Below are 24,907 nucleotides of genomic sequence, written 5' to 3'. Positions count from 1 at the left end.
ACATGCGGGCCGCGCGACCAAACGAGTTCGGCCCGCTGCATTTCCAAATGAGCACGGGCGCGTTAACAGCATGTAATCCCGCGCTTCGCCTCATGGACAATTGGGCGAACACCGCTAGGAGGCGCGCGGGCAAGGCATCACAGGCGTGTGACGATGGGGGTTGAAACCGCTTCGGCGGTGCAGGCAGCTGAAGCGCGACCCTGGTGGGAAACGCCGTGGTTCCTTGCACTCGTCGTGCTCGCAACGACGGTGCCGCTGCTCTATCCGCCGATCCCGCCACTCGTCGACCTTTTCGGTCACATGGGACGCTATCGGGTCGAACTCGATCTCAATCGTTCGCCGTTCCTCCAGCAATATTATGACTATCACTGGGCTGCGATCGGCAATCTCGGCGTCGATCTCCTGATCATCCCGCTGGGCAGGCTGCTCGGGCTTGAACTAGCGGTGAAGCTCATCGTGCTGCTCATACCCCCAATGACCGCTGCGGGGATGCTCTGGGTCGCGCGCGAGGTGCACGGGCGAGTACCTCCGACCGCATTTTTCGCGCTGCCGTTCATCTATGGATATCCGTTTCTCTTCGGCTTCGTGAATTTTACTCTTTCCGTGGCATTCGCTTTCCTCGCCTTCGGATTATGGCTGCGGCTCGGGCGCCTCGAGCGAACCAAGCTGCGAGGTTGGCTGTTCGTTCCGATCTCGCTGATCGTGTTCTTCTGCCACACCTATGGTTGGGGCCTCCTTGGCCTCATGTGCTTTTCTGCAGATGCAGTGCGGCTTCATGACCGTGGGCGTTCCTGGTGGCGGGCCGGGATCGAGGCGGCACTGCACACCTTGGTAATGACTCTTCCGATCCTGGTGATGCTCATCTGGCGCAGCGAAACGCACGGCGGTCAGACGATCGACTGGTTCAACTGGCGGGTGAAGTGGCGCTGGATCTATTCGGCCCTTCGCGACCGCTGGAAGTGGTTCGATATCGGTTCGCTGATCGCTGCCGCATTGGCCTTTGTGTACGCACTCGTCAGCCGCAAGCTCACCTTGTCGCGCAACCTCGCGTTCTCCGCGATCGTGCTTGCGATTTCCTTCGCGATCCTTCCGCGGATCATCTTCGGGTCGGCTTATGCCGATATGCGGCTGGTTCCCTATCTGATGGCGGTTGCACTGCTTGCAATTCGTTTCCGCGGCGCTCCTGACCGAACCACCGCGCAGGTCCTCGCAGTCCTTGGCCTGCTGTTCTTCGCGACGCGCACTGCGGCGAACACTCTGAGCCTCGGCCTCGCCGCGAGAGACCAGAGCGCCAAGCTCGAGGCGATTGATCACATGCCTGAAGGAACGCGGGTCATCAGCCTCGTGGGAATGACGTGCGAGGAATATTGGCCGCTGCTGCGCAACGGACATTTGGGAGCGATGGTGATCGTTCGCCGCAACGGCTTCGCGAATGACCAGTGGCTTCTGGAGGGCGTGAACCTCCTCGACCTCAAATATCGCGCCGCGGGCTATTACGCGGCCGATCCCTCGCAGCTCGTGCGGCCGAACCACTGTGTCGATCCCCTCCATCGGATGATCGACAATTCGCTCGCAAACCTGCCGCGAGGCGATTTTGACTACGTCTGGCTGATCGACGTGCCTCCCTACAGCCCCCAAACCGTGGCCGACATGAAGCCGGTCTGGCGCGGGCCCGGGAGCATCCTCTACAAAACGCACCCATGAAGCTTTCGATCGTCGTTCCGTGCTTCAACGAGGAAGCCTGCCTGCCGGAGCTTCATCGGCGCCTCGGGGCTGCTGCGCGAGACGCAGTTGGCGATGATTACGAGCTCATGCTCGTCAATGACGGATCGCGCGATTCAAGCTGGGCCATGATGCGGGAAATGGCGCGCAATGATCCCCGGCTCGTCGCCGTCAATCTGTCGCGCAATCACGGGCACCAGCTTGCGCTCACGGCGGGCCTTGATCTTTGCAGGGGCGATACGATCCTCGTCATTGATGCCGATCTGCAGGATCCGCCTGAACTCCTCACCGCGATGCTGAAGTGCATGCGCGACGAGGATGCGGACGTTGTTTACGGCGTGCGCAGAAGCCGGGCGGGTGAAACGGCATTCAAGCGTGTGACCGCACACGGCTTCTACCGGCTGCTTTCGAGAGCGACGGAGGTCGATATTCCGCTCGACGCCGGCGATTTCCGACTGATGAGCAGGCGCGCGCTCGATGCGCTGCTCGCGATGCCTGAACAGGCACGCTTCATTCGGGGAATGGTGGCGTGGATCGGCTTCCGGCAAGTGCCCTTCTCCTACGACCGCCAGGAGCGGTTCGCAGGCGAGACCAAATATCCACTGAGGAAAATGCTGCGTTTCGCGTTTGACGCGCTGACCGGCTTTTCGTCTGCGCCATTGAAGCTCGCGAGCCACGCTGGCCTGTGGCTCTCGTTCGGCTCCGTCCTCCTCATCCTCTATATCGCTTACGCCTGGATCGCCGGACGAAGTATCCAGGGATGGACGTCGCTGATGCTCGTGGTCGTGGTTCTTGGCGCGATCCAGATGTTCGTGCTCGCCTTGATGGGCGAATATATCGGGCGCCTCTACAATGAAGCAAAGCGCCGGCCACTCTACATCGTTCAGGAGGTCGCCGGGGGCGAACGCGGAAACGCGAAACTGGGCTATCTCGCCGATGCCACCGCGAACAGCGACAAGCCCGGCGGCAAGGGCAGGCGCCCCACCAAATAGCGTTCCGCCGCAAAGACTCTCTCGAGAGCGGCGTTGAGCGGTCGGGGCGGCAGCTTCACGTCGGCGCTGTCCTTGCGGCGGAGCCTGGAAGCTGCCCGTTCGGCAACGGCGAGCGGGAACAGAAAGCTGTTGAAATAGCCGATCCGCTCGAGCCTCAATGGCGAACGGTTGACCAGCTCCTTCAACAGGCGCCGGGAATAGCGACGCTTGTGATGATTGACGACGTCGTGCGCCGACCACATCCATTGATGTGCCGGCACGGTCATCACGAACTTGCCGCCAGGCTTGAGCTTGGCAGCAATGGACGCCAGCGCTGCTGCATCGTCCTCGATATGCTCGATCACATCGAAGGCGCCGATGAGGTCATAGTGACGGTCAGGAACTTCACCGAGCTCGGGAAGCGGTGAGCTCATGACCTTGCGCCCGAGGCGCTTCTCGGAGAGTGCCCGCGCTTCGTCGTCGAGCTCGAGACCTTCGACATGGCCGAAGCCGCCAAGCATCGTCAGATTGTGGCCGGTGCCGCAGCCGATCTCGAGAATCTTCGCATCCGCGGGAGGCAGCACCTCGCGGCGGATCAGATCGGCAATGATCTGGCGGCGGGCGCGATACCACCAATGCCGATCATCGAGCTCCGCCATCTGCTGGTACACAGCGCGTTCCATCAGCGGAAAACCAGCTGGCGATTGAGCACGAAGGTCGCAAGCGGCGTCACGAAGATGGCGGGAATGAGCGGCCACCATGTAGGACCGTGGACCAGCGGTCCCGTGAGCGCCCATGTGAACGCCTCATTGAGCAGGAAGCCCGAGCTCTGAACAAGGAGGAACTTCACTTTGAGCCGGTGATCCTCGCGCGCGCCGTGCCCGCGAAAGCTCCAGCGGCTGTGAAGGACGAAGCCGATGCTGACGGAGACCAGGAAGGCAATCACCACGGCAAGGACCGGCGCCATCACGTAGGTCGCGAGGTACCAGTAGATGCCCGAGTAAACGATCGCCAGCGACAAGCCGACGATCGTAAAGCGCACCAATTGTCTGAAAGTCTCTTGGGGAAAGTTTAATCTGGAAGCCATGTCCCGGCTGCTTGCCGTTTAAGGTTGATTGGCTACAGCCCGAAAAATGGCTCAAAGCAAGGAGGAGGAATGGGAACGCCGTGCGCTCGACTTCGTCGAGCGTCGCTGGAAAACCATCGTCGTCCTTGCATGGCTCGGATTTTGCGCATGGTGGATATATTCCAGCTGGAGCAACATTCGCTGGTTCGGGCTTGGCGATACTGACGACAATATGCGGATCATGCAGGTCCGCGCGCTGCTGCATGGACAGGGCTGGTACGATCTTCGGCAGTATCGGCTCAATCCGCCAGTCGGGGCAAACATCCACTGGTCGCGGCTCGTCGACCTTCCGATTGCGGGCCTCATCCTCGGATTGCGACCGTTTGTGGGTGGGGCTGCCGCCGAGCGCTGGGCAGTCGCGATTGCCCCACTGCTTCCTTATCTCCTTCTGCTGTTCTCGACGGCGCTGACAGCGCGGCGCCTGCTCGGGCCAATCGCTTATCCGCTCGTTTTTCTGGGATTGTTCTTCGCCGGTTCGACCAACGGCATGTTTGAGCCCGAACGGATCGACCACCATGGCTGGCAGCTTGCATTGCTCGCTCTCAGCATCGCGGCAATTGCTGATCGGGACCGCGTTCGCGGCGGACTGATCCTCGGCATTTCGAGCGCGTTGTCGCTCGCGATCGGCCTCGAGATGATCATCTATCTGGCACTCGCGGGCGGCGCGATGGTCCTGTTCTGGGTGGAGGATGTCGGCGAGCGTGACCGGCTTCGCGCCTATGCCGTGTCCCTGGGTGGCGGCACTGCACTCGCGTTCCTCGTCTTTGCCTCCAACGACAATTGGTATGCGGTCTGCGACGCCCTCTCGCCGGTCTGGCTGTCAGATGCGCTGATCGGGAGCGCACTGATGTTTGCCCTGGCCTGGCTCTCTCCGGCGGACTGGAAGAGAAGGCTGGCATTGGCATTCGCCGCCGCGATCATCATCGCTTCCTTCCACGCCTTCATGTGGCCGCACTGCCTCCAGCGGCTGGAGGGAGTGTCTCCCGAAGTCGAGCGCCTGTGGCTCAGTCATGTGAAGGAAGCCCGGCCCTTCTGGATGCATGGCTGGCGGATCGCGACCTTGATTGTCGCCCTGCCAATCACCGGCGCCATCGGCTGGATACTGCTGATCTGGTCGAAACGCGGCGACCGCGAGGCATTTCGGCGTGTCCTTGGCGCGGCGCTCCCGGGCTTTGCTGCTTCGGCCCTCCTGCTGTGGCAGACGCGCACGGGTCCGGCTGCGCAGATGATGGCGGTCGTCGGCGCCGCGGCGATCGTCTGGATGCTGCTCCCCTTATTCTGGAACAGCCGCAGTTCGATCGCGCGGGTCGGCGGTGCAGTCCTCGTCTTTCTTGTTGGTGCGGGAGCCCTGGTCCCGTTCGTGCTGGACTTCATTCCAGAACCAAGGCCGACGGCGCGCGACGCCCAGATCGGCAAGGCCAACCGCCTTTGCGGATCGCTTTGGGGACTTCACCCCGTCGCGCTCCAGCCCAGGGGCACCGTCTTCACCTTTGTCGATCTTGGGCCGCGACTGATAACGGTCACTCATCATGATTCGATCGCGGGTCCCTATCACCGCAACGGACAGCAGATTGCCGACGTGATGAATTTCTGGCGCGGCTCAGCCGACCAGGCGCATCGGCTCGCCGCCAAATATCGCGCGAACTACGTGCTCAGTTGTCCGAACAGCTCCACGACCACCATCTTCGCCGCGGAAACCCCCAAGGGCTTCTACGTGCAACTGGAGCGGGGCGCGGTGCCTGGCTGGCTCACACCGGTCCAGCTTCCCAAGGACTCGCCCTACAGGATGTGGAAGGTGGTCGGCTGAGCCTCGCCTAGGAGAGCGCGTGGGGGAAGCTCTGCTTCAAGCCATCGATGATGAACTGGGCGGCAAGAGCGGCGAGGATCACGCCCAGGATGCGCGTTATCGCCGCTTCGACCTTGTCACCGATGAGCCTCATGAGCGGGCCGGCAGCGAGCAGCGTCGCCATGGTGATGAGGATGACGACGGTGATGGCGGCAAGGACGACGGCAATGTGGAGCGGGTCTTCGGCCCGCGATACCCACAGCATCGCGCTGGCGATCGACCCGGGTCCGGTAATCATCGGCATGGCCATCGGGAAGACGCTGATGTCCTCGGCCTGCGGCGTCCCTTCGATGGAATGGGCGCGCTCCTCGCGTCGCTGGGTCCGGCGTTCCAGCACCATATCGACGGCGATGTAGAAGAGCAGGATGCCGCCCGCGATGCGGAAGCTCGCGAGGCTGATCCCGAGCGCCGCAAGTAAGGGTCGACCGAGCAGCGCGAAGAACATCAGGATCGCCCAGGCAATCAGCGACGACCGGATCGCCATCACCCGACGATGTGCCGGCGGAGTTCCGCGAGTAAGGCTGGCGAAGATGGGCGCACAGCCCGGCGGGTCGATAATCACCAGGAAGGTGACGAGGGCTGACCCGAACAGTTCGATCATCTGTTTCTTGGTGCCGGAACGTCGTTGGCAAGTGCCTCCAGGTAGCGGACTCCGTTCCACTGATAGACCCGGAAATGCCTCGCGCCGTCCTTCTCGACCTTCCAGTCCCAGCCGAGCGTCCGGTCGGCCGACTGCCCGCGCCCGTTGTCCACCGGCGTCGTCAGCGACTTGCCGGGGGAGAGCGGCGGTGGCGGCATCACCGGGGGACCGGGAGCCTTGCCGGCGCAGCTCGCGGGGTGAACCCGCGCCTTCCCGCTGGGCACCGGCCCCATCGCAGGGCCGCCGCCGTCATAGGCCCAGCGCCACCCGCTCGTCGTTCGCTGCCAAACCGTCGTGAAATAGCCGCCCTGCGTCCCGTCCTGCTTGAACCAGGGTCCCGTATTCACGGCCGTTCGACCGTCGCAGGACACATAGCTGTGTGCCGGACGCCAGCTGATCGCGTTCGGCGGATCCTTGAGCGGCCTCAGGAAGGTGCGTGCCCAGACGGCTTGCGGGGTGAACATTACGGCGTCCCGGTCTGCCCATTTGCGAAACGCCGTCCACTGGCCGACCCGCTTCGCGTCGCGCGCGAATGCCAGCTCGGCCCCGACCGCTGTCGATGGCCCTGCTGCGACCGGGGCCGCCATAAGGAGAAAGACGAGGATCATAGTGACTTCTCGAATGGAATATTCTCGCGCCGCGCCGCGGACACGAAGGTGTTACGAATGAGGCAGGCGATGGTCATCGGACCGACGCCGCCGGGCACCGGAGTGATTGCTCCTGCAACCTTGATCGCTTCGGCGAAAGCGACATCGCCAAGCAATTTGAGCGTCCCGTCGGGCTGTTTCACGCGTTCCTGGCCGACGTCGATGACGCTTGCGCCGGGCTTGATCCAGTCGCCCCGGACCATTTCGGGTCTTCCGACTGCAGCGACGACGATATCGGCACGCCTTACCGCTGCCGGCAGATCGCGCGTTCGTGAATGCGCAATCGTAACCGTGCAGTTCGCCTGGAGAAGAAGCAGCGCCATGGGCTTGCCGACAATGTTGGATCGGCCAACGACGATCGCGTCAAGGCCGCTTAGGTCTCCGAGCTCCTGCTGGAGCAGGATGAGACAGCCGAGCGGGGTGCAGGGCACAAAGCCATGAAGCCCGATCGCAAGACGCCCCGCGTTGACCGGGTGGAAGCCGTCCACATCCTTGTCCGGCGAGATGCGGGTGATGATCACGCGCTCGTCGATCTGCGGCGGAAGTGGAAGCTGGACGAGGATGCCGTCGACCGCGGGATCGGCATTCAGACGATCGATGACCTCGGTCAGATCGGCCTGGCTCGTCTCGGTCGGAAGATGGTGTTCAAAGCTCTCCATCCCGGCTTCGCGCGTCGCCTTGACCTTTGAGCGCACATAGGCCGCCGAGGGTGGGTGATCGCCGACGAGCACCACGGCCAGCCCGGGCGCGCGGCCCACGGCCTCGCGAAACGACACGACTTGGGCGGCGATGCGTTGCCGCAAGGCGAGCGCCGCGGCCTTTCCGTCGATCAGGCGTGCGGTCATCCGACGCCGTAATATTGCATCACGACGCCGCCGAGCAGCTTCTTGATTACCTGAATTAGGATCAGGATCACGAGGGGAGAGAAGTCGATGCCACCGAAGTCCGGCAGGATCCGCCGGATCGGTCGATAAAGAGGCGCCGTCAGGCGGTCGATTGCGACCGCGAGGGTGCGGACTCCCTGAGAACTGGTGTTCAACACGTTGAGAACGAACAGCCAGCTCAGGGCCACCTGGATGATGATTATCCAGGTGAGGATGCTGAGCAGCAGGTCGGCAATCTGGACGATGGCGATGAGCATGGCGTTCGCTTAGCCGCGCCGCTGTTAGGGCGCAAACCTCTCCGGCTCGGCAACGCCGAGGATTTCGGCAAAATCGCCGGCAGGGTCCGACCATTCGGCAATCGGGGTCCAGCCGCCGGCAAGAAGCAGAACCCGCGCGCCGCGCTGGCCATATTTGTGGCTGTTCTCGACGTGCATTGACGAGCCCTCAGCGAATCTGAAGCTTTTGCCCGAGATGCTAAACTCCACGTCACGCAGTGCGACGAGGTGGATCTCGATCCTCGAGAGGATGTCGTTCCACCGTGCCTCGTGCCGGAATGCATCGAGCGGAATGTCGCCGTCGAGTTCGCGATTGATGCGGGTGAGAAGATTGAGGGTGAAGCTGGAGGTCACACCTTCAGGATCATCATAGGCCGCGATAAGTCGCTGGACGGACTTTACCCGGTCCATGCCGATCAGCAGCTGTGAACCGCATCCGAGCAGGCTGCGGAACTGGCGCAGGAGACCGGTCGCGCTCCATGGAACGAAGTTTCCGATGGTCGAGCCCGGAAAAAATCCGAGCTTTGGAAGGTGTTCGATGCCCCCCGGCAGCGAGAACGGGCGCGCGAAGTCGGCAACTACGGGGATCACCTCGATTTTGGGAAATCGTTGCTGAAGCTCGGCCGCGCTATGCTCAAGATAATCGCCGGAGATGTCGACGGGGACATAGGCCGCAGGGGCAATCGCTTCCAGGAGCAGGGGCGTCTTTGTCTGGGACCCGGCGCCGAATTCGACCACGACTGCGCCCTTGGGTACTCGGGCAGCGATGTCGGGCATGGACTTATTGAAAATCGCCGTCTCGGTCCGCGTCGGGTAATAAGAGGGAAGTCGCGTGATCTCGTCGAAAAGCTCGGAGCCGCGACGATCGTAGAGCCACCGTGCGGGAACTGCGGGAACGGGCGCTCCAAGACCGGCGAGCACGTCGTCTCTGAAAGCCAGGGTCTGGGGATCAAGCGTCTTGAGCAAGGCGCACTCCAGTGAACTGCCAGCGGGCGGCTGGTGGGAAAAAGTTGCGATACGAAGCGCGGCTGTGTCCGCGGGGCGTCGCGCAGCTCGCGCCTTTCAGTACTTGCTGTCCTGACATGAACTTGCCGTTGTACTCCCCGACTGCACCTTTGGCCGGAGCGAAGCCGGGATAGGATGCGAAAGCGCTGGTGGACCACTCCCACACGTCACCGAAAATACCACCACCCGGAGAGGGGGCAACGGCTCCAGGCTTGTCGAGCTGGTTGCCAATATGCGGATCGGCGGAACCGGCGAAATCTTCCCACTCGGCCTCGCTTGGAAGGCGCGCGCCGGCCCAACGGGCGAATGCGTCGGCTTCATAATAGCTGACGTGCGCGACGGGCGCCGTCCAGTCGATCTCTCGTCGACCGGCAAGCGTGAACTCGCTTCCATCGGTGCCCCAATAGAGCGGGCCAGACACCGCCTGCTCCTGGACCCAGGCCCAACCGTCCGACAGCCACAGGGCGGGTGTCGCATAGCCTCCATCATCCATGAATTCGCGCCATTCCCTGTTCGTCACTCGGCGGTTCGCGACCGCGTGCCTCTCGAGAAAAACGCGGTGGCGGGGCCGCTCACTGTCGAACGCGAACCCTTCGTCAGTCGCGCCGATCTCGACGATTCCCTCCCGACCCGCGAGGAAGCTCAGCGGCTCGGCTGCAAAGCACACCGGCGGCGCAAGCTCGCCGTAGTGAGGCTCGAGCGGGTTTTCGGCGAACGTTGCGAGGATGTCGGTAAGAAACAGCTCCTGGTGCTGCTGTTCGTGATTGATGCCCAGTTCTACGAGATTGGTGGCAGCGAGCGATGCAAGCGCACCTTCGAGTGCCTCGTCGACGTGGGCACGATAGGCCCGGACCTCGTCGAGCGAGGGGCGGCTCAGCATTCCCCGACGCGGCCTGGCGTGACGCGGCCCTTCCGCTTCATAGTAGCTGTTGAAGAGGAAGGCCCAGCGTTCGTCGAAGAGGCGATAGCCCGGCACATGATCCCTCAGCACGAACGTCTCGAAAAACCAGGTCGTGTGCGCGAGATGCCATTTGGCCGGCGATGCGTCGGGAAATGGCTGGATCGTCGCGTCGGCGTCGGAAAGCCGCGCCGCGAGCTCGAGCGTCAGCTTGCGGGTGGCGAACAGCCGTTCGCCGATCGCCTCCGGGGCTCTGGGCGAATCCTCCCTGGCCATGCGCTCGCCCACTGCCACGAAACGGCCGCGCCGTACAGTCACAAGTTCGCGAAATGTTCCGTTTTTGAGCTATTCACCGCGCGTTCCGCCCGGCTTCCAGAGAACATCGCCGCCTTCCCGCGCAGCGACATAGCGCGCCGAAACAAACAGGTGGTCCGACAATCGGTTGAGATAAGCGAGGAGCTGCGGATTAAGCGGCTCGCTCTCGGTAAGGGAGACGGCGGCCCGTTCCGCGCGCCGCACGACGGCGCGCGCAAGATGGAGCGCGGAAACGCCGGTAGATCCACTCGGGAGGATGAAGCTCGTGAGCGGTGCGAGCCCCTCGTTCATCCCCTCGATCTCGCGTTCGAGGCGCTCGACCTGAGCAGCGGTGATACGCAGTGCTCCCTCGACCATGCCGGGCGTAGCGGCGTCGGCGCCGAGATCGAATAGGTCGTTCTGGACTCGCAGGAGTCTGTCGGCGACCTCGCCCGTGCCGACTGCAGCGATCGCCATTCCGACAGCGGCATTGGCTTCGTCGATCTCGCCGATCGCAGTCATCCGAAGGCTCGATTTGCTGACGCGGCTGCCGTCGACAAGGCCGGCGCTGCCGGCATCGCCGGTGCGCGTGTAGATCTTGTTGAGCTTGACCAAGTTCTAGCGGTTCGCCGATCCGGCGACGACGAGGATTAGGACCACGATGACGATCGCGACCGCCTGGAACAGCACCCTCCGGCGCATCCACAGCTGAGACTGCTCGCCGGTCACGTCCTTGCCCGATGCCATGGCAATCACGCCGCGCACGAGAACATAGACGACGCCCGCCATGACGAGGAGCAGAAGAACCATCAGGATCGCAGTCATGATGCGCGCTCTACTCGTCGCGAAAAGCGAAACCAAGGGGAAGCTTGCCCGTAGCGAGGTCTGCAGCGAGCGACGGGCCATCAACTCCTGCCGACCGCATTGCAGCGAGCGTTGGTGCAAGGTCGCGCTTGGCAAGGCGCCGCCCGTCTTGGTGGGTGACGAGCGGGTGATGAAGATAGGCAGGTTCGGGAAGCCCGAGCAGCTGCTGCAGCAGGCGCTGGATCGGCGTCGAGGATCTAAGGTCAGCGCCGCGCACGACCATGGTCACGCCGCTTGCCGCATCATCGAGGATGCAGGAGAGATGGTAGGAAGCGGGCGCGTCCTTGCGAGCAAGGATTGCATCGCCGATATCGCGGGCCGCGGCGGTGAACTTTCGTCCGTCGGCTTCGGTCCACGAGGGCGGTCCCGCGAGTTCGAGCGCTTTTCTCGAATCGAGCCGCCAGCAGTGCGGCGTCGTCGCCCGCCGTCCGGCGTCGTCGGGAAGCGCGCGGCAAGTACCCGGATACGAGGCAGCAGCATCTCCGTGAGGTGCAGTCAGCGACTGGGCGATGTCGGCCCGGGTACAGAAGCACGCAAAAGCAAGACCGCGCGAGCGAAGCTCGCCGAGTGCGGCACCATAGGCAGCGGTGCGCTTCGACTGGACGAGCACGGGATCTTTCCAGCGAAAGTCGAGCCAGCGCAGGTCCTCGAAGATACCCTCGACGAATTCGGGGCGGCACCGACTTTGATCGAGATCTTCGATCCTCAGGCAGAACTGCCCGCCGCTTTCCCGCGCACGCCTGTGCCCGATCGCCGCGCTGAACGCGTGCCCGAGGTGCAGCCGTCCAGACGGCGAGGGCGCAAAGCGCGTCACAATCATGATCTGTGTTGCCGAAAGGACTCTTGACGCTGAGTCATTGAAAATGGTGTCATAGGGCTGTCACGCCGGCTTGGCATCCGGCGGTCGACAAGGGAAGATGGGCCGACTATGCCCTCTCCTCCTTGAGTGCGACGGGGCCGGGGAGCTGCAGTTCGGTTCGAACCGAACGAAAGGCTGTGTTGGCTGACGCATGTACCATCCTGAGTTGATCCGCCATCCTGAAAGCTGCCCGGCGCTGGTTCTCAACGCCGATTATACGCCGCTCTCTTATTACCCTCTGTCGCTCTGGCCCTGGCAGACGGCGATCAAGGCGATGTTCCTCGAGCGCGTGGACGTCGTCGCCCACTATGACCGCGAGGTGCATTCTCCCAGCATGGCGCTGAAGCTCCCGAGCGTCATCGCTCTTCGGGATTATGTGCGTCCCAACGAATATCCAGCGTTCACCCGGTTCAACTTGTTCCTGCGGGACAAATTCCGTTGCGTTTATTGCGGTACGGCGCGCGAGCTCACCTTCGACCATGTGATTCCGCGCGCCCAGGGCGGTCGCACGACCTGGGAGAATGTCGCGACCGCCTGCGCTCCATGTAATTTGCGCAAGGGCGGTCGAACGCCGGCCGAAGCTCACATGCACCCTCACCGCGAGCCCATTCGCCCAACGACCTGGCAGCTGCAGGAGCACGGACGGGCATTTCCGCCCAACTACCTGCACGAGAGCTGGCGTGACTATCTCTACTGGGATGTCGAGCTGGAACCGTAAGGAGTCGGACCGCATCCTCGCCGCGACGATTTTCGGGCGGTTCGAGCCGCCACATGCCCCGAACCTTATCATCGCATTAACCATTTTCCGCATATCGCGAAGGCGATGGACAACCGCTATCCCGCCGCTGCCGACGAGCGCCCCCGGATTCTCGTTGTCGAGCCCAATCGCACGAACCTTGGCGTGCTCGCGCGGCGTCTCGCCGAACACGGGTACCGGGTGACGACGGCCGACAGCGGGCCAGCGGCGATTGCCGAGCTTTACCGACTTCCGATCGATCTCGTCCTTGCCGAACTCAACATGCCAAGGATCAGCGGCTCCGAGCTCGCCCGGGCGATACGCGGGGAGGTGCAGTGGAACGACATCCCAGTCATGCTTATTACCGGCAAGTCGCAGCCCAAGGGTGCCGTGCGGGCCTATGAGGCAGGCGCTGACGACGTAATCCTGAAGCCCTTCCACTTCGATGTGCTCTTCGCCCGCATAGACCGGCGGATCGAGCGGGCGCGATCGATCCGGCGATTGAAAGATGACAATGCGGCGCTCGATGCCCGCGTCGTCGAACGGGCAATACAGATTGGGGAACTGCGCGATCAGCTGAGCGCAGAACGCTCGAAGCCGCGCTAAGCTCTGCGCCGACCCACGCTCACGCCCTTGACCGCCTCGAAGCCATGAACGCATCCACCGCAGGAGCCACATCCTTGCGTTCGAGCGCCATCGCAAGATTTGCAATCACGAACCCCGAGGCGCTGCCGCAATCATAACGTTCGCCCTCGAAGCGATAAGCGTGGAAGGGCTGCTTGCCGATCAGTCGAGCCATGGCATCCGTGAGCTGGATTTCACCTCCGGCACCCGTCTCCTGAGCGTCCAGCTCGCGCATAACCTCGGGCTGGAGGATGTAACGCCCTGGGATCATCAAGTTGGACGGAGCCGTGCCCGCGGCGGGCTTTTCGACCATCCCGCGGACGTCCGTCAGTCGCCCATCGCTCGCACCGGGTTCGATTACGCCATATTTGTGCGTCTCGCTTTCGGGCACTTCGAGCGCCGCGACGACGTTGCCGCCGACCTTCTCATAGGCGCTCACCATCTGCGCGAGGCAGTTGGGCGTGCCGCTCATGAGCTCGTCAGGAAGGAGGACCGCAAACGGCTCGTTGCCGACGATATGGCGTGCGCACCAGACCGCGTGGCCCAGTCCCAGAGGCTGCTGCTGACGAACCGTCACCACCTCGCCAAAGCAGGCGTTCGAGGGTTCGAGGACCTCGAGGCTCTTGTTCTTCGCCTTGAGCGTGGCCTCCAGCTCATAGGCCTGATCGAAATAATCGACGAGCGAGGACTTCCCGCGTCCGGTTACGAAAATAAGCTGCTCGATCCCTGCCTCGCGCGCCTCGTCGACGGCATATTGGATCAGGGGCCGATCAACGACGGTGATCATCTCCTTGGGAATGCTCTTGGTGGCGGGAAGCAGGCGGGTGCCGAGGCCGGCGACGGGAAACACCGCCTTGCGAACGCGATCGGACATTCACTCTCCTGGATTGGAAACGGTCGTGTTGTTCGTGACGGCACCGGGATCGGTGCCCGCGGGCTGCGAGGGCGCGGACCCGCCGGTCGGCGGCGGCAGGTCGAAGGGGTCCTGCGGCCGCGGGCGCGACCGCTTGACGAGTTCGTCCACGCGCTCTGGCCGGGCATAGACAGGGGGCGTGAGCAACTGTTCGGCCGTCGGCGTTTCGCGCGCCATCAGCGGCTTCACCGGCAAGGAACGGCCGGCCGCAGGCCGGAGGCCGGCCTCCCGCCCGCAGCCTGCGAGCAAGAGAATGCAGGCGAGTCTTCCGAGCCGCTTCATGACCTTCGCGTAGCCGGTCCAAGGCGCTTCCGCCAGCTTGCCGCGGCAACGCGTGGACCCTATCGGGCGACTGATGCGATATTCCGCCATCCTCGTCGCCGTTCTGCTTCTCACAGCCTGCGGACAGAAAGCCCAGCAGGTGCCTGCTTCAAACGAAAGCGCTGCCGGCGCCGGCGAGGCCGGCATCAAGGGTGTCCATCGTGACAATAAGGGCAAGGCTTCGCCTGCGGCCACCTTCACCGATGCGGCCGGCAAGCCCGCGCAGATCTCTGATTTCAAAGGCAAGCCCGTCCTCGTGAACCTGTGGGCCAGCTGGTGCGCGCCATGCGTCAAGGAATTGCCGACGCTCGACCAGTTGGCACGAAGTGGCCGAATCCAGGTGCTTGCAGTGAGCCAGGACAGCGGTCCGCACGCGTCGGTCGTTGCCTTCCTCCGGGCACACCAAATCTCGACGCTCGAGCCCTACCAGGATGAAAAGATGGCCCTCTCGGGGGCTCTTGGACCCGATACGGTGCTCCCGACCTCGATCCTGATTGATGCCGGCGGCAGGGAAGTGTGGCGCTACGTCGGCGATCTCGACTGGACGAGCCCGCAAGCTGCTAAGCTGCTTGCCGAAGCCGGCGGCCCGACAACAGGAAGCTGAGCAGCCGCCCGTCGATTGCAGCGAGGCCGAGCGCAATCAGGCCAAGCCCCATGAAGTCCTGCGGCGCGAGGGTCTCATTGAGGAACAGGCTGCCCAATACGATAGCAACCGGCGGCACGAGCAACGTCACAAGAAGGGCGTTCGTTGCGCCTGAAGTCGCGATCAGCCGGAAATAGAGCACGTAGCCGAACGCGGTGCAGAACAGGGCGAGGGCAGTGATTGCGCCGATCGCACCGATCGGCGGCATGGCATGGGTCCAGGGCCGGTCGACGAGAAGGGAGAGTGGCAGCATGATTGCTGCGCCGGCGGTGAGCTGGCCGGTCGTGACGCTGAGCGGAGAAATGCCCTGGCGTCGGAAGCGACGGGCCCAGACGGCAGCAAGGGCATAGCTCAGCGATGCTCCGACGCAGGCGATTTCGGCAAGTGCAGCGCCTCCGAGGTTCGACAGAAGCGAAGGACCGATCATCGTCGCGACGCCGGCGAAGCCGAGCAGAACGCCACCGATCTTGCGCGGGTTCATCCGCTCGTCGTGCGTAAGGAAGTGCGCGACAACCACTCCCCAGATGGGGGTCGTCGCATTGAGAATGGATGCAAGTCCGCTCGCGATGTGGGTCTGGCTCCAGCCGAACAGCGCGAAGGGAAGCGCATTGTTGAGTATCGCGAGAAGCACGATCGAACCCCACACCGGGCGCGGCAGGGCGATGCTCTCGCCGCGGGCCCGTACATAGATCCACATGGCCGCAGCAGCGATCGTCAGTCGTAGGCAGACGTAAGTGAGGGGCGGCACATGTCGGACCGCGACCCCGATGAAGAAGAAGGCGCCGCCCCATATGATGGCCAGCAGTCCCAGGATCAGCCAGTCGCCGCGGTTCATCTGCGAACGAATCATGTGCGGATCATGCGCAGTTGGGGCGGGGGCCGCTTCCGCGAGCTTGCGGTCGAATGCATGGGGATCGATCGGCTTCATGGCCGAAAGCATTTATGGATTAGCGGCTCTCCCAGCCAACAAATGGCCACCCTGCCCCGATAAGTTGGCCTTATCTAGTCCCGCAGGAGTTCGTTGATGCTCGTCTTCGAACGCGTACGCTCGTCCACGCGCTTGACGATCACTGCGCAGGCAAGCGCAGGTCCGCCGTCCTTGCCGGGAAGGCTACCGGGAACGACGACCGAATATGGCGGCACTCGGCCGTAGCGGATCTCGCCCGTTGCGCGATCGACGATCTTCGTCGAGGCGCCAAGGAACACGCCCATCGACAGGACCGAGCCTTGCTCGACGACGACCCCCTCGGCAACCTCGGAGCGGGCACCGATGAAGCAATCGTCCTCGATGATTACCGGTCCTGCCTGGAGCGGTTCGAGGACTCCGCCGATGCCTGCACCGCCCGAGATATGAACGTTCCTGCCGATCTGTGCGCAGCTTCCGACCGTGGCCCAGGTGTCGACCATCGTGTTCTCGCCGACAAAGGCGCCGATGTTCACGAAGCTCGGCATCAGTACCGCGCCCGGCGCAACATAGGCGCCGTGCCGAACGATAGCGCCGGGTACGGCACGGAACCCGGCCTCCCTGAACTCCTTCTCACCCCAGCCCGCGAACTTCGAGGTGACCTTGTCCCACCAGTGGGCGCCGCCGGGTCCACCGGAAACCGCTTCCATGGGATTGACGCGGAACGAGAGAAGGACGGCTTTCTTGAGCCACTGGTTGACTCTCCATTCGCCGTCGACCTTCTGGGCAATACGGGCGTGGCCCGTATCGAGCATGCCAACGGCCCAGCCCACCAGCCGCCGAACCTCGGTGTCGGCCTCTGGGCCGAGCTTGTCGCGGGCTTCCCACAGCTGCTCAATCAGCGGCTCGAGCTCGTTCATGCTGTCTCCTGAAGAATGGACTCGAGCCACTCGCCGATGTCGCTGACCCGGACATCGATGAAGGCGGGATCGTAGCTGTGATTGCCCCGCTCGGAGCCGTTGTCGATCCAGACAGTGGTCATTCCAAGAGCCTTCGCCGGTGCAAGGTTCTGGACCATGTCGTCGGCCAGCAACGCGCGGTGAGGATCGATATCGAAGCCGCTGCACAGGAGAGCATAGCCGTGAGGGTCGGGCTTGGGACGAAGCTCGCTTGCATGAATATCGTGCAGGTGCTCGAACTGTTCGTGGACGCCGATCGCTTCGAGTACTCTCCGGGCATAAGGCGCATCGCCGTTGGTGAAGACGAAACGCCGCCCCGGCAGCTGCGGCAGAAGGGCGACGAGGCGCTCATCGGCCTTCACCAGATCGAGCGGAATGTCGTGCACGTCTGCAAGGAAATCGTGCGGGTCGACGGCGTGCTCCTTCATGAGGCCGGCGAGTGTCGTCCCGTGCTCGTGGAAATGCGCTTTCTGGACGCGTTTTGCTTCTTCGGGTCCGCAGCCGAGGAGCCGCTGAATGTAAGCGCCCATCCGTTCGTCGATGAGAGAGAATAGTCCCGTCGAGGCGGGATAAAGACAGTTGTCGAGATCGAAGATCCAGTCGCGGATATGTTCGAAACGCGGGTCCATGAGAGGGCGCGGCCTAGCCGTTTCGGCCCCTTAAGCAAATTGAAACCTCTTCTAAACCATATTGTATCTGGGGAAGCCGTGATTTTTCAACGGCTTGAGCGGAGATCAAATGGTGAAAAACCGCCTCATGAGGGCAAGCACCTGCATGCTCGTTGTGGCGTTCGGACTGAGCGCCTGCGGCGGCGGTAGCGGGGTTTCTCCCATTCCGTCGGCACCGGCGACGCCGACACCAACTCCGACACCAACTCCGACACCAACTCCGACACCAACCCCGACACCGACGCCTTCGGGCACGAATTACAATACCGCCGAATATCAGAACTCCCAATATTCGGTCGTGTCCAACGCCATTGCCGCATACAATGCGGGTGCGACGGGTCACGGCATCAAGATCGGCGTGGTCGACAGCGGCGTTAATCCGCTCCTCGACGAATTCACCGGCCGGATCGACGCGGCGAGCGGCGACGTCGCTGGAAGCCGCGGCGTCGGCGACGATGACGGTCACGGCACGGCGGTCACTGCAGTGGCAGCCGCGGCCCGCAATGGCTCGAACACCATGGGTGTCGCCTTCGACGCGACCATCATCAGCGAACGCGCCGACAGTCCCGGCAGCTGTTCGCAGTCGAACGGGTGCCAGTTCTACGACCCGGCGATCGCGGCCGGGATCGACGCTGCCCGGGTCGCCGGGGCCAAGGTCATCAATCTATCACTCGGCGGCTCGTCTCCCAGCAGCAATTTGCTCTCCGCGATGCAGCGCGCGGTCAACGCCGGCATCGTGCTGGTGATCTCGGCGGGCAATGAGGGAACGGACCCTGTGAAGGGCGCAAATTCCGACCCCTTCGCACTGATACCGGCGCAGAACTTCCCCGGATCGGTGATCATTGCGGGCTCGGTCGGAGTTGCTTCTTCGGCCGGCGGCACCGACATCAGCACCATCTCGGATTTCTCCAATCGGGCCGGGTCCGGCGCCCCTTACTATCTGACCGCCCTTGGCTACATGGACCGGGCGCCGGACAATACCGGCGGGCAGTTCTACTGGTCGGGAACGAGCTTCTCGGCACCGGCGATCAGCGGTGCCGTCGCGTTGATGGCTCAGGCCTTCCCCAATCTTACCGGCAAGCAGATTGTCTCGATCCTGTTCCAGACCGCCGACGACCTCGGGTCCACGGGTGTCGATTCCACCTACGGCAATGGACGGCTCAACATCCAACGGGCGTTCCAGCCGATCGGCACCACGAGCCTTGCGGGCAGCAAGATCCCGGTTGCAGGAGCGAGCGGCGACCTGCCGCCATCTGCAGGCGATGCTGCGACCGCCAAGTCGCTGGGTGCAATCATCGTCGACGGCTACGACCGCGCCTACGTGCTGAACCTTGCCGCGAGCCTTCGCCGCGCAGACGCCGATCATCCCTTGTCGCGGTCGCTTCAGAACGACGTTCGTGTCTCGAGCGCCCAGGCCGGACCGTTCAGTATCGCCATGAGCGTCAGCGAGCGCCACGGTCTCTACACGCTCAATCCGATGGGCATCGGCCCCGAAGACTTGCGCAAATCGCGGCTGGTCGCAGGCTCGGCACTTGCAAGGCTCGGTGACCAGACCGCCGTCGCCTTCGGTTTTGCCGATGGAGCAAAGGCGATGGAGCGCCGTCTGACCGGTGCAGGTGCCGGTTCGTTCCTGATTGCCAGTGATATCATTGGAAATCCCGGCTTCTCGGCGAGGCGAGGCGGCAGCATTGCCGTGCGTCACCGGTTCGGGAAGGCGGCGATCACCATCTCGGGCGAGAGCGGAAGCGTCTGGCAAGAGGTCCGGACCAGCGCGACAGGATCTCCGTATAGATTTGTGAGCCTTGCTGCAGACCGCGCGCTCGGACGCAGCTGGCTATCGATCGCAGCAAGCCGGCTCGACGAAAGGCGGTCGCTTCTTGGAGGACGCATGTCGCCAGTGCTCGGCGGCGGGGGCGCCTCGACCCTGTTCCTCGATGCCGAGGCCCGCCACGATTTCGGCGGCGGGTGGTCGACCACTCTCACGGCACGCCGCGGTTGGACCCACTTCAACGGGGGCCGGTTCGAAACCGACGCTTACGCGCTCGATCTCGCCAAGACCGCTATCCTCTCGGGTGCGGATTCAATCGGGCTGCGCGTTGCTCAGCCCCTGCGCGTCGAGCATGGCGGCCTGGCGTTGATGCTGCCCACTTCCTACGATTATGCGAGGCTCGCCGCGACCGACTCGCTCAGCCGTCTGTCCTTCACTCCAAGCGGGCGCGAGCTCGATGCCGAGCTCAGCTACGGAACGAACCTCTTGCACGGCAACGGGTGGGTCGGTGGCAATCTCTTCTACCGGCGCCAGCCCGGACATATTGCGAGCATGCCCGATGACCGGGGTGCCGCGGTCCGGTTCAGCCTGAGCTTCTAACGAGAAGCTCGGAGCTAGGCGCTTCGCCGGCGAAAACGCGGGACGAGGCCGCCGACCCCGGCGCGATACCTTCGGTAGTCCTCGCCGAAGAGGTCGGTAAGATCCCGCTCCTCGTAACGGATGGCGATCAGCATGTAGATCGAAACGCCAAGTGCGAGCAGCAGGTGACCAAGCGTCATTTCCGGCGCCGCCCAGAAGGCGAGGAAAAAACCTGCGTAAAGCGGATGAGCGATCCAGCGATAGAACATCGGCTGCCTCAATTCAGGCTTCTCCGCCTCGCGGCCGCGCATGTTGAACCAGGCCTGTTGCAGCCCGAAGAGTTCGAAATGATTGATCAGGAACGTGCTGATGAGAACCGTCGCCCAGCCAATCCAGAAGATGACCCAGATGATGGCCTTCAGAGCGGAGTTGCTGACGTTCCAGACGATCTGCGGGATCGGGTGCCAGGCAATGAAGAGGATCATTAGCGCGATGCTCGCGGCAAGCACGTAGACGCTGCGCTCGGCGGGCGGAGGGACAATGCGGGTCCACCTGGCCTTGAAAGCCGGTCGCGCCATGACGCTGTGCTGGAGTCCGAATAACGTGATCAGCGCGATATCGATCACCCCTGCAGCCATCGGGGACGCTTCGGGGCCGACATCGACCGTGCGCACGCCGAGCGCCAGGTCGCCTACAAAGACGATGAGATAGAGAAAAGTCGCAAAGAAGATCGCGTAGCAGACGATCGCGAACAGCATCGTGAGTGAACGTGACATGTCGATGTTCCCCCTTCGACGCGTCAGGCTTTGATGAAACTAGCGCCGACGCGGATTCCTGTACTCGACCATGGTGAGCGGCACTTCGCATCCATCGATGCGCCGATAGACCGCCATGTAAGTGGTGCCGGGCGGCAATTGGTTCAGCTTTTTCGGAGCGAGCGGCGCGCCGCGATAAATGCTGCTCTTGTCCGCAAGGTATGAAGACGTGTGCGGACAGTCCCTGGGTCCGCCCTGGAGCGCCGCGGGCGGAATAGCGCCGGTCGAGGCGGCGAAAGCGGGTGTCGACAAGGTCAGGACCAGAAAGGCGAAGGCGGAAGTGACTCGCATCGCTTACCTCCCGTTCGCCGGTCAGTTTAGCACTGTCGCTCCAAGGGGTGAAGCATTCTCGCCCGGACGCAGCACCTGAGGAGGGTCAAACGGTGAAGCTCTCTCCACAGCCGCAGGCGCCTTTCGCATTGGGATTGTCGAACACAAAGCCGGCGGCAAAATCGTCCTCGCGCCAGTCCATCGTCGAGCCGACGAGATAAAGAACGCTCGCTCCGTCGACGAAGAATGTTCCGCCGGGCGTTTCGATCTTCTCGTCGAAGGGCTGTTCCTGCATGATGTAGTCGACCGAGTAAGCAAGGCCGGAGCAACCCCGCCGCGGCGTCGACAGCTTCACCCCGACGGCGCCTTCGGGCGCCCGGCTCATCAGCTCCGCGATGCGAGCCTCGGCGTCCGGCGTCAGCGTGATCGCCGAAGGCCGGGCGCGCAGTCTGGTTTCCTTGTTCAACGAAGCGCTCCAACCACGATTGGAGATGTGGCGTTTCGCCGCAGAAAATCCAAGACCATCGCTAAAGCATCCCGAGCTCGAGGCGGGCTTCGTCACTCATCTTGGACGGGTCCCACGGCGGATCCCACACGAGGTTTACAATGGCGTCCCGTATTCCAGGTACCGAGAGGACGCGCAGCTCGACCTCGTTAGGAAGCGACTCGGCGACCGGACAGTGCGGGGTGGTCAGCGTCATGGTGATGGTGGCGTCTCCATCCTCGCTGATAGCGACATCGTAAATGAGGCCGAGCTCGTAGATGTCTACCGGGATTTCCGGGTCGTAGATGGATTTCAGTACCTCAACGACGGCGACCTGAAGATCGCCTCCCGGGCCAGCCTTTGACGCGTCGGCTTTCTCGCCGGCGAGGAAGCCTGCGAGATAGTCCTTCTTTCGCTCGAAGTCCGGCGTAACGCGTCCGCGCGGAGGCGCAGCAACGGCGTCGACTTCCTCGGTCTCGATCTTCTTTTCCCGGTTCATGCCGAAAAGATCCGCTTCACCTGTTCGATTCCGCGCACGAGCGCCTCGATGTCCGAGCTGTCGCTATGTGCAGCAAAGCTCGCCCGCGCCGTCGCGTTCACCCCAAGCCAGTCCATCAGCGGCTGCGCGCAATGGTGGCCGGCGCGGACCGCGACGCCCGCATCGTCCAATATGGTGGCGGTGTCGTGCGCATGCACCCCATCGACATTGAAGCTCACAATTCCCGCCGAATCCTCCGGGCCGTAGACGGTGACCCCGCCGACGTTCGAGAGCGCCGAGCGGGCCTCGGTGACAAGCGCGCACTCGTGCGCATGGATATTCTCGAGGCCAAGCTTTTCGACCCAGCCGATTGCTGCGTGCAGCCCGATGGCTCCCACGATATGCGGCGTGCCTGCTTCGAACCGTGCAGGGGCATCGAGATAGGTTGTCCGCTCGAACGTGACGCGATCGATCATCGATCCGCCGCCCTGCCATGGCGGAAGCGCGCCAAGCAGCTCGGATCGGCCCCACAGGCAGCCGATGCCGGTCGGGCCATACAGTTTGTGCGCAGAGTAAGCGTAGAAATCGGCACCGATGTCGGCGACGTCGACGGGCAGCCGGGGAACCGCCTGGCAGCCGTCGAGGAGCAGAAGCGCGCCGCTGGAATGCGCGATTCCGGCGGCCCGCTTCACGTCGAGCACCGAGCCAAGAACATTCGAGACGTGCGCAAGTGCGAGGACGCGATGATCCTTGGTCAGCATCGCTTCTGCTGCGTCGAGGTCGATTTTTCCTTCAGCGGTGAGCGGCACCGCATCGACCTCGAAGCCGGCGAGTTGCCAGGGAACGATGTTGCTGTGGTGCTCCAGCTGCGAGAGGAGGACACGGGAACGCCCTTCCTTGGGCAGCGTCCGCGCAACGAGGTTGATTGCTTCCGTGGCACCACGGGTGAAGACCAGCTCGTCAGCCTTGCCGCCGATCAGTCGCGAAGCTGCGGCCCGCGCGGCTTCATAGCGGCCCGTCATCTCGGATGATCGCTGATAGACGCCGCGATGGACGGTCGCGTAATCGCGCGCATAGGCTTGGGTGATCACATCGATGACCGCCTGCGGCTTCTGCGCGGTCGCCGCGCTGTCGAGGTAGTGCCAGCTTCCGACGGCCGGAAACTGCGCGCGCACGTCGAGCGCGGAGTTGATGCGCGCAGGAGCGTTCATACGATTCTCCGCAAGGCTTCGCGCGCCGCCTGGCAGATGGCGTCACTTCCTTGGGCGCTGTCCCACAGGCCCATGACGAAACCTTCCAGGAGCAGCGCCCGTGCGCGCGCCGGATCGAGTCCGCGGCTCTGGGCATAGAACAACTGGATCGGGTCAAGCTCTCCAACGGTTGCACCGTGCGCACACTTCACGTCGTCCGCGAAGATCTCGAGCTCCGGCTTGCAGTTCGCTGTTGCCCCCCGGTCGAGGAGCATCGCCTTCACTGACTGTTCCGCGTCGGTTCGCTGGGCTCCCCGAGCAACCTCCACCTTGCCGAGGTAAGACCCGGTAGCCCTGCCGCCAAGGACCGAACGAACGACCTGCCGCGAGCGGCCGCCAAGACCCAGGTGCCGGATGCTGGTGACGAATTCGTTGGTCGAAAGGCCGGTTCCGATGTTGGCACCGAAAAGCTCGAACTGCGCTTCTTCCCCGAGGCTGACCTCAAGCTCCATCCGACCGTAAACGTCGGCGTTGTTGAGTGCAAAAATGCGCGCCTTGGCCCTCTTGCCAAGCGATATGTTGAGACGGCGCAGCTGGACGTCCAACGCGTCGGGAAGCCACACCTCCTCCAGCTCCTCTCCTGGACCAACGATCAGTGTCATTGGTTCTGAGAACTGCTCCCAGACGGGTTTCAATGCGTCGAGGTCGGCATAGCGCCATTCCTCCTGGCGCCGGGTAGGAAAGGGAGCGGTCACGCGGCAGCCTCCGAATAGCCTTCGCGCTCGAGTTCGCGGGCAAGCTCGGGACCGCCACTCCGCTCGATCCGCCCGTTACGAAGGACGTGCACCCGGTCGGGCTCCACGTAGTCGAGCAGCCGCTGATAGTGGGTGATGAGAAGGACGCCCTTGTCGGGAGAGCGCATGATCCGGTTGATCCCTGCGCCGACGGCTTTCAGCGCATCGATGTCGAGCCCGCTGTCCGTTTCGTCCAGAAGTGCGAACCTTGGCGCCATGATTCCCATCTGGACCATTTCGGCGCGCTTCTTTTCGCCGCCCGAAAATCCCACGTTGACCGGACGCTTCAGCATTTCGGCGTCCATTCCGAGCAAGGCGGCCTGTTCGCGTGCGAACTTGATGAATTCGCCGGCGGAAATTTCGGAGTCGCCGCGCGAGCGGCGCTGCGCATTGAGGCTCTCCCGAAGAAACTGGAGATATGAGATGCCAGGGATTTCGACCGGATACTGAAAGCCCAGGAAAAGCCCCGCTGCCGCGCGTTCGTGCGGCTCCAGGGCCAGCAGGTCCCGGCCATCGAACGAGACGCTGCCGCCGGTCACCTCGTAGCCCGGGCGGCCGGACAATATGTACGCAAGCGTAGATTTGCCCGAGCCATTGGGACCCATGATCGCGTGCACCTCGCCGGCCGGCACGCTCAGCGAGACGCCGTTGAGGATCGGCTTGTTACCGACGTTCGCGCGAAGATCCCGGATATCCAGCATGCTCATTTCGATCTCTCCGAGCGGGCAGC

30 protein-coding genes are annotated in these 24,907 nt (G+C 63.2%); 7 read left to right on the top strand and 23 right to left on the bottom strand.

Annotation, left to right across the window (positions count from 1 at the left end; translation table 11 throughout):
- Window positions 1-153: 153 nt before the first annotated feature.
- Window positions 154-1,704, top strand: coding sequence for a hypothetical protein (locus V8192_RS01710; protein WP_341631332.1), 1,551 nt, complete (start codon window positions 154-156; stop codon window positions 1,702-1,704).
- Window positions 1,701-2,714: a glycosyltransferase family 2 protein gene (locus V8192_RS01705; protein ID WP_341631331.1), complete on the top strand. Its 1,014-nt coding sequence runs from the start codon at window positions 1,701-1,703 to the stop codon at window positions 2,712-2,714. Before V8192_RS01710 ends, V8192_RS01705 begins: the two co-directional genes overlap by 4 nt.
- On the opposite strand, the gene V8192_RS01700 is transcribed toward V8192_RS01705, so the two are convergent.
- Window positions 2,648-3,376 (bottom strand): class I SAM-dependent methyltransferase, encoded by a 729-nt coding sequence (locus V8192_RS01700; protein ID WP_341631330.1) that lies wholly within the window; start codon window positions 3,374-3,376, stop codon window positions 2,648-2,650. The two genes, V8192_RS01705 and V8192_RS01700, sit on opposite strands and share 67 nt — an antisense overlap.
- A complete protein-coding gene (locus V8192_RS01695; RefSeq protein WP_341631329.1) occupies window positions 3,376-3,735 on the bottom strand; it encodes a GtrA family protein in 360 nt (119 codons plus the stop codon). Before V8192_RS01695 ends, V8192_RS01700 begins: the two co-directional genes overlap by 1 nt.
- Before the next feature lie 91 nt (window positions 3,736-3,826).
- On the opposite strand from V8192_RS01695, the gene V8192_RS01690 reads away from it, so the two are divergent.
- The gene (locus V8192_RS01690; protein ID WP_341631328.1) at window positions 3,827-5,626 is read left to right on the top strand and encodes an AcrB/AcrD/AcrF family protein; all 1,800 of its coding nucleotides are present in this window, start codon (window positions 3,827-3,829) and stop codon (window positions 5,624-5,626) included.
- A 7-nt stretch (window positions 5,627-5,633) separates the two neighbouring features.
- Here the strand turns inward: V8192_RS01690 and V8192_RS01685 are convergent, their stop codons facing one another.
- From V8192_RS01685 to gluQRS, 9 genes are all read right to left on the bottom strand, one after another.
- Window positions 5,634-6,266 carry a MarC family protein gene (locus V8192_RS01685; protein WP_341631327.1) on the bottom strand — a complete coding sequence of 211 codons (633 nt, stop codon included), beginning with the start codon at window positions 6,264-6,266 and terminating at the stop codon, window positions 5,634-5,636.
- Entirely contained in the window at window positions 6,263-6,913 is a 651-nt protein-coding gene (locus V8192_RS01680) for a hypothetical protein (protein WP_341631326.1), read from the bottom strand. Before V8192_RS01680 ends, V8192_RS01685 begins: the two co-directional genes overlap by 4 nt.
- Window positions 6,910-7,797, bottom strand: a complete 888-nt coding sequence (folD, locus tag V8192_RS01675) for a bifunctional methylenetetrahydrofolate dehydrogenase/methenyltetrahydrofolate cyclohydrolase FolD (RefSeq protein WP_341631325.1) — start codon at window positions 7,795-7,797, stop codon at window positions 6,910-6,912. The genes V8192_RS01680 and folD overlap by 4 nt, the downstream gene beginning before the upstream one ends.
- Window positions 7,794-8,093: a YggT family protein gene (locus V8192_RS01670; RefSeq protein WP_341631324.1), complete on the bottom strand. Its 300-nt coding sequence runs from the start codon at window positions 8,091-8,093 to the stop codon at window positions 7,794-7,796. Before V8192_RS01670 ends, folD begins: the two co-directional genes overlap by 4 nt.
- Window positions 8,094-8,117: 24 nt before the next feature.
- Window positions 8,118-9,077 carry an L-histidine N(alpha)-methyltransferase gene (gene egtD, locus V8192_RS01665; protein WP_341631323.1) on the bottom strand — a complete coding sequence of 320 codons (960 nt, stop codon included), beginning with the start codon at window positions 9,075-9,077 and terminating at the stop codon, window positions 8,118-8,120.
- The gene (gene egtB / locus V8192_RS01660) at window positions 9,061-10,290 is read right to left on the bottom strand and encodes an ergothioneine biosynthesis protein EgtB (protein ID WP_341632282.1); all 1,230 of its coding nucleotides are present in this window, start codon (window positions 10,288-10,290) and stop codon (window positions 9,061-9,063) included. Before egtB ends, egtD begins: the two co-directional genes overlap by 17 nt.
- 69 nt (window positions 10,291-10,359) lie before the next feature.
- Window positions 10,360-10,923: a cob(I)yrinic acid a,c-diamide adenosyltransferase gene (locus V8192_RS01655; RefSeq protein ID WP_341631322.1), complete on the bottom strand. Its 564-nt coding sequence runs from the start codon at window positions 10,921-10,923 to the stop codon at window positions 10,360-10,362.
- Window positions 10,924-10,926: 3 nt separating this feature from the next.
- Window positions 10,927-11,133: an HIG1 domain-containing protein gene (locus tag V8192_RS01650; protein ID WP_341631321.1), complete on the bottom strand. Its 207-nt coding sequence runs from the start codon at window positions 11,131-11,133 to the stop codon at window positions 10,927-10,929.
- 10 nt (window positions 11,134-11,143) lie between these two features.
- A complete protein-coding gene (gluQRS, locus tag V8192_RS01645) occupies window positions 11,144-11,992 on the bottom strand; it encodes a tRNA glutamyl-Q(34) synthetase GluQRS (protein WP_341631320.1) in 849 nt (282 codons plus the stop codon).
- Window positions 11,993-12,182: 190 nt separating this feature from the next.
- Between gluQRS and V8192_RS01640 the strand changes: the two genes are divergently transcribed.
- Both V8192_RS01640 and V8192_RS01635 read left to right on the top strand, forming a co-directional pair.
- A complete protein-coding gene (locus tag V8192_RS01640; protein ID WP_341631319.1) occupies window positions 12,183-12,749 on the top strand; it encodes an HNH endonuclease in 567 nt (188 codons plus the stop codon).
- Window positions 12,750-12,854: 105 nt separating this feature from the next.
- Window positions 12,855-13,373, top strand: a complete 519-nt coding sequence (locus V8192_RS01635; RefSeq protein ID WP_341631318.1) for a response regulator — start codon at window positions 12,855-12,857, stop codon at window positions 13,371-13,373.
- A gap of 19 nt (window positions 13,374-13,392) precedes the next feature.
- On the opposite strand, the gene galU is transcribed toward V8192_RS01635, so the two are convergent.
- Together galU and V8192_RS01625 are read right to left on the bottom strand one after the other, a co-directional pair.
- Entirely contained in the window at window positions 13,393-14,265 is an 873-nt protein-coding gene (galU, locus tag V8192_RS01630) for a UTP--glucose-1-phosphate uridylyltransferase GalU (RefSeq protein WP_341631317.1), read from the bottom strand.
- Window positions 14,266-14,586 carry a hypothetical protein gene (locus V8192_RS01625; RefSeq protein ID WP_341631316.1) on the bottom strand — a complete coding sequence of 107 codons (321 nt, stop codon included), beginning with the start codon at window positions 14,584-14,586 and terminating at the stop codon, window positions 14,266-14,268.
- 73 nt (window positions 14,587-14,659) lie between these two features.
- Here V8192_RS01625 and V8192_RS01620 point away from each other — a divergent pair, with 73 nt between their 5' ends.
- Window positions 14,660-15,229 carry a TlpA family protein disulfide reductase gene (locus V8192_RS01620; RefSeq protein ID WP_341631315.1) on the top strand — a complete coding sequence of 190 codons (570 nt, stop codon included), beginning with the start codon at window positions 14,660-14,662 and terminating at the stop codon, window positions 15,227-15,229.
- On the opposite strand, the gene V8192_RS01615 is transcribed toward V8192_RS01620, so the two are convergent.
- The 3 genes from V8192_RS01615 to V8192_RS01605 form a co-directional block, all read right to left on the bottom strand.
- Window positions 15,186-16,196 (bottom strand): DMT family transporter, encoded by a 1,011-nt coding sequence (locus V8192_RS01615; RefSeq protein WP_341631314.1) that lies wholly within the window; start codon window positions 16,194-16,196, stop codon window positions 15,186-15,188. The genes V8192_RS01620 and V8192_RS01615 overlap by 44 nt on opposite strands.
- A 74-nt stretch (window positions 16,197-16,270) precedes the next feature.
- Window positions 16,271-17,092: a 2,3,4,5-tetrahydropyridine-2,6-dicarboxylate N-succinyltransferase gene (gene dapD / locus V8192_RS01610; RefSeq protein ID WP_341631313.1), complete on the bottom strand. Its 822-nt coding sequence runs from the start codon at window positions 17,090-17,092 to the stop codon at window positions 16,271-16,273.
- Window positions 17,089-17,760, bottom strand: coding sequence for a pyrimidine 5'-nucleotidase (locus V8192_RS01605; protein WP_341631312.1), 672 nt, complete (start codon window positions 17,758-17,760; stop codon window positions 17,089-17,091). The genes dapD and V8192_RS01605 overlap by 4 nt, the downstream gene beginning before the upstream one ends.
- Before the next feature lie 109 nt (window positions 17,761-17,869).
- Here V8192_RS01605 and V8192_RS01600 point away from each other — a divergent pair, with 109 nt between their 5' ends.
- Window positions 17,870-20,167, top strand: a complete 2,298-nt coding sequence (locus V8192_RS01600; protein ID WP_341631311.1) for a S8 family peptidase — start codon at window positions 17,870-17,872, stop codon at window positions 20,165-20,167.
- A gap of 14 nt (window positions 20,168-20,181) precedes the next feature.
- Here the strand turns inward: V8192_RS01600 and mddA are convergent, their stop codons facing one another.
- From mddA to sufC, 7 genes are all read right to left on the bottom strand, one after another.
- On the bottom strand, window positions 20,182-20,922 hold the full coding sequence (gene mddA, locus V8192_RS01595; protein ID WP_341631310.1) for a methanethiol S-methyltransferase: 741 nt from the start codon (window positions 20,920-20,922) through the stop codon (window positions 20,182-20,184).
- A gap of 39 nt (window positions 20,923-20,961) precedes the next feature.
- Window positions 20,962-21,252, bottom strand: coding sequence for a hypothetical protein (locus V8192_RS01590; RefSeq protein WP_341631309.1), 291 nt, complete (start codon window positions 21,250-21,252; stop codon window positions 20,962-20,964).
- Window positions 21,253-21,337: 85 nt separating this feature from the next.
- Entirely contained in the window at window positions 21,338-21,697 is a 360-nt protein-coding gene (locus V8192_RS01585) for a HesB/IscA family protein (RefSeq protein WP_341631308.1), read from the bottom strand.
- A gap of 61 nt (window positions 21,698-21,758) precedes the next feature.
- A complete protein-coding gene (locus tag V8192_RS01580) occupies window positions 21,759-22,214 on the bottom strand; it encodes a DUF59 domain-containing protein (protein WP_341631307.1) in 456 nt (151 codons plus the stop codon).
- Window positions 22,211-23,404 carry an aminotransferase class V-fold PLP-dependent enzyme gene (locus V8192_RS01575; protein ID WP_341631306.1) on the bottom strand — a complete coding sequence of 398 codons (1,194 nt, stop codon included), beginning with the start codon at window positions 23,402-23,404 and terminating at the stop codon, window positions 22,211-22,213. The genes V8192_RS01580 and V8192_RS01575 overlap by 4 nt, the downstream gene beginning before the upstream one ends.
- A complete protein-coding gene (locus tag V8192_RS01570) occupies window positions 23,401-24,138 on the bottom strand; it encodes a SufD family Fe-S cluster assembly protein (protein WP_341631305.1) in 738 nt (245 codons plus the stop codon). Before V8192_RS01570 ends, V8192_RS01575 begins: the two co-directional genes overlap by 4 nt.
- The gene (gene sufC, locus V8192_RS01565) at window positions 24,135-24,878 is read right to left on the bottom strand and encodes a Fe-S cluster assembly ATPase SufC (protein WP_341632281.1); all 744 of its coding nucleotides are present in this window, start codon (window positions 24,876-24,878) and stop codon (window positions 24,135-24,137) included. The genes V8192_RS01570 and sufC overlap by 4 nt, the downstream gene beginning before the upstream one ends.
- Between the last annotated feature and the right edge of the window lie 29 nt (window positions 24,879-24,907).

Origin of the sequence: Sphingomonas agri, assembly GCF_038148795.1 — a bacterium.
In the GTDB taxonomy this organism is placed as follows: domain Bacteria; phylum Pseudomonadota; class Alphaproteobacteria; order Sphingomonadales; family Sphingomonadaceae; genus Sphingomicrobium; species Sphingomicrobium agri.
Note: the sequence above shows the minus strand (reverse complement) of the source record. Positions and strands in the feature narration are given on the sequence as shown.

What these genes read in the sequence shown, in the direction of transcription:
- V8192_RS01710 (WP_341631332.1), top strand. Translation starts at nt 154, where the DNA reads ATGGGGGTTGAAACCGCTTCGGCGGTGCAGGCAGCTGAAGCGCGACCC.
- V8192_RS01705 (WP_341631331.1), top strand. Translation starts at nt 1,701, where the DNA reads ATGAAGCTTTCGATCGTCGTTCCGTGCTTCAACGAGGAAGCCTGCCTG.
- V8192_RS01700 (WP_341631330.1), bottom strand. Translation starts at nt 3,376, where the DNA reads ATGGAACGCGCTGTGTACCAGCAGATGGCGGAGCTCGATGATCGGCAT.
- V8192_RS01690 (WP_341631328.1), top strand. Translation starts at nt 3,827, where the DNA reads ATGGCTCAAAGCAAGGAGGAGGAATGGGAACGCCGTGCGCTCGACTTC.
- V8192_RS01685 (WP_341631327.1), bottom strand. Translation starts at nt 6,266, where the DNA reads ATGATCGAACTGTTCGGGTCAGCCCTCGTCACCTTCCTGGTGATTATC.
- V8192_RS01680 (WP_341631326.1), bottom strand. Translation starts at nt 6,913, where the DNA reads ATGATCCTCGTCTTTCTCCTTATGGCGGCCCCGGTCGCAGCAGGGCCA.
- folD (WP_341631325.1), bottom strand. Translation starts at nt 7,797, where the DNA reads ATGACCGCACGCCTGATCGACGGAAAGGCCGCGGCGCTCGCCTTGCGG.
- V8192_RS01670 (WP_341631324.1), bottom strand. Translation starts at nt 8,093, where the DNA reads ATGCTCATCGCCATCGTCCAGATTGCCGACCTGCTGCTCAGCATCCTC.
- egtB (WP_341632282.1), bottom strand. Translation starts at nt 10,290, where the DNA reads ATGGCCAGGGAGGATTCGCCCAGAGCCCCGGAGGCGATCGGCGAACGG.
- V8192_RS01650 (WP_341631321.1), bottom strand. Translation starts at nt 11,133, where the DNA reads ATGACTGCGATCCTGATGGTTCTTCTGCTCCTCGTCATGGCGGGCGTC.
- gluQRS (WP_341631320.1), bottom strand. Translation starts at nt 11,992, where the DNA reads ATGATTGTGACGCGCTTTGCGCCCTCGCCGTCTGGACGGCTGCACCTC.
- V8192_RS01640 (WP_341631319.1), top strand. Translation starts at nt 12,183, where the DNA reads ATGTACCATCCTGAGTTGATCCGCCATCCTGAAAGCTGCCCGGCGCTG.
- V8192_RS01635 (WP_341631318.1), top strand. Translation starts at nt 12,855, where the DNA reads ATGGACAACCGCTATCCCGCCGCTGCCGACGAGCGCCCCCGGATTCTC.
- galU (WP_341631317.1), bottom strand. Translation starts at nt 14,265, where the DNA reads ATGTCCGATCGCGTTCGCAAGGCGGTGTTTCCCGTCGCCGGCCTCGGC.
- V8192_RS01625 (WP_341631316.1), bottom strand. Translation starts at nt 14,586, where the DNA reads ATGAAGCGGCTCGGAAGACTCGCCTGCATTCTCTTGCTCGCAGGCTGC.
- V8192_RS01620 (WP_341631315.1), top strand. Translation starts at nt 14,660, where the DNA reads ATGCGATATTCCGCCATCCTCGTCGCCGTTCTGCTTCTCACAGCCTGC.
- V8192_RS01615 (WP_341631314.1), bottom strand. Translation starts at nt 16,196, where the DNA reads ATGAAGCCGATCGATCCCCATGCATTCGACCGCAAGCTCGCGGAAGCG.
- dapD (WP_341631313.1), bottom strand. Translation starts at nt 17,092, where the DNA reads ATGAACGAGCTCGAGCCGCTGATTGAGCAGCTGTGGGAAGCCCGCGAC.
- V8192_RS01605 (WP_341631312.1), bottom strand. Translation starts at nt 17,760, where the DNA reads ATGGACCCGCGTTTCGAACATATCCGCGACTGGATCTTCGATCTCGAC.
- V8192_RS01600 (WP_341631311.1), top strand. Translation starts at nt 17,870, where the DNA reads ATGGTGAAAAACCGCCTCATGAGGGCAAGCACCTGCATGCTCGTTGTG.
- mddA (WP_341631310.1), bottom strand. Translation starts at nt 20,922, where the DNA reads ATGTCACGTTCACTCACGATGCTGTTCGCGATCGTCTGCTACGCGATC.
- V8192_RS01590 (WP_341631309.1), bottom strand. Translation starts at nt 21,252, where the DNA reads ATGCGAGTCACTTCCGCCTTCGCCTTTCTGGTCCTGACCTTGTCGACA.
- V8192_RS01580 (WP_341631307.1), bottom strand. Translation starts at nt 22,214, where the DNA reads ATGAACCGGGAAAAGAAGATCGAGACCGAGGAAGTCGACGCCGTTGCT.
- V8192_RS01575 (WP_341631306.1), bottom strand. Translation starts at nt 23,404, where the DNA reads ATGAACGCTCCTGCGCGCATCAACTCCGCGCTCGACGTGCGCGCGCAG.
- sufC (WP_341632281.1), bottom strand. Translation starts at nt 24,878, where the DNA reads ATGCTGGATATCCGGGATCTTCGCGCGAACGTCGGTAACAAGCCGATC.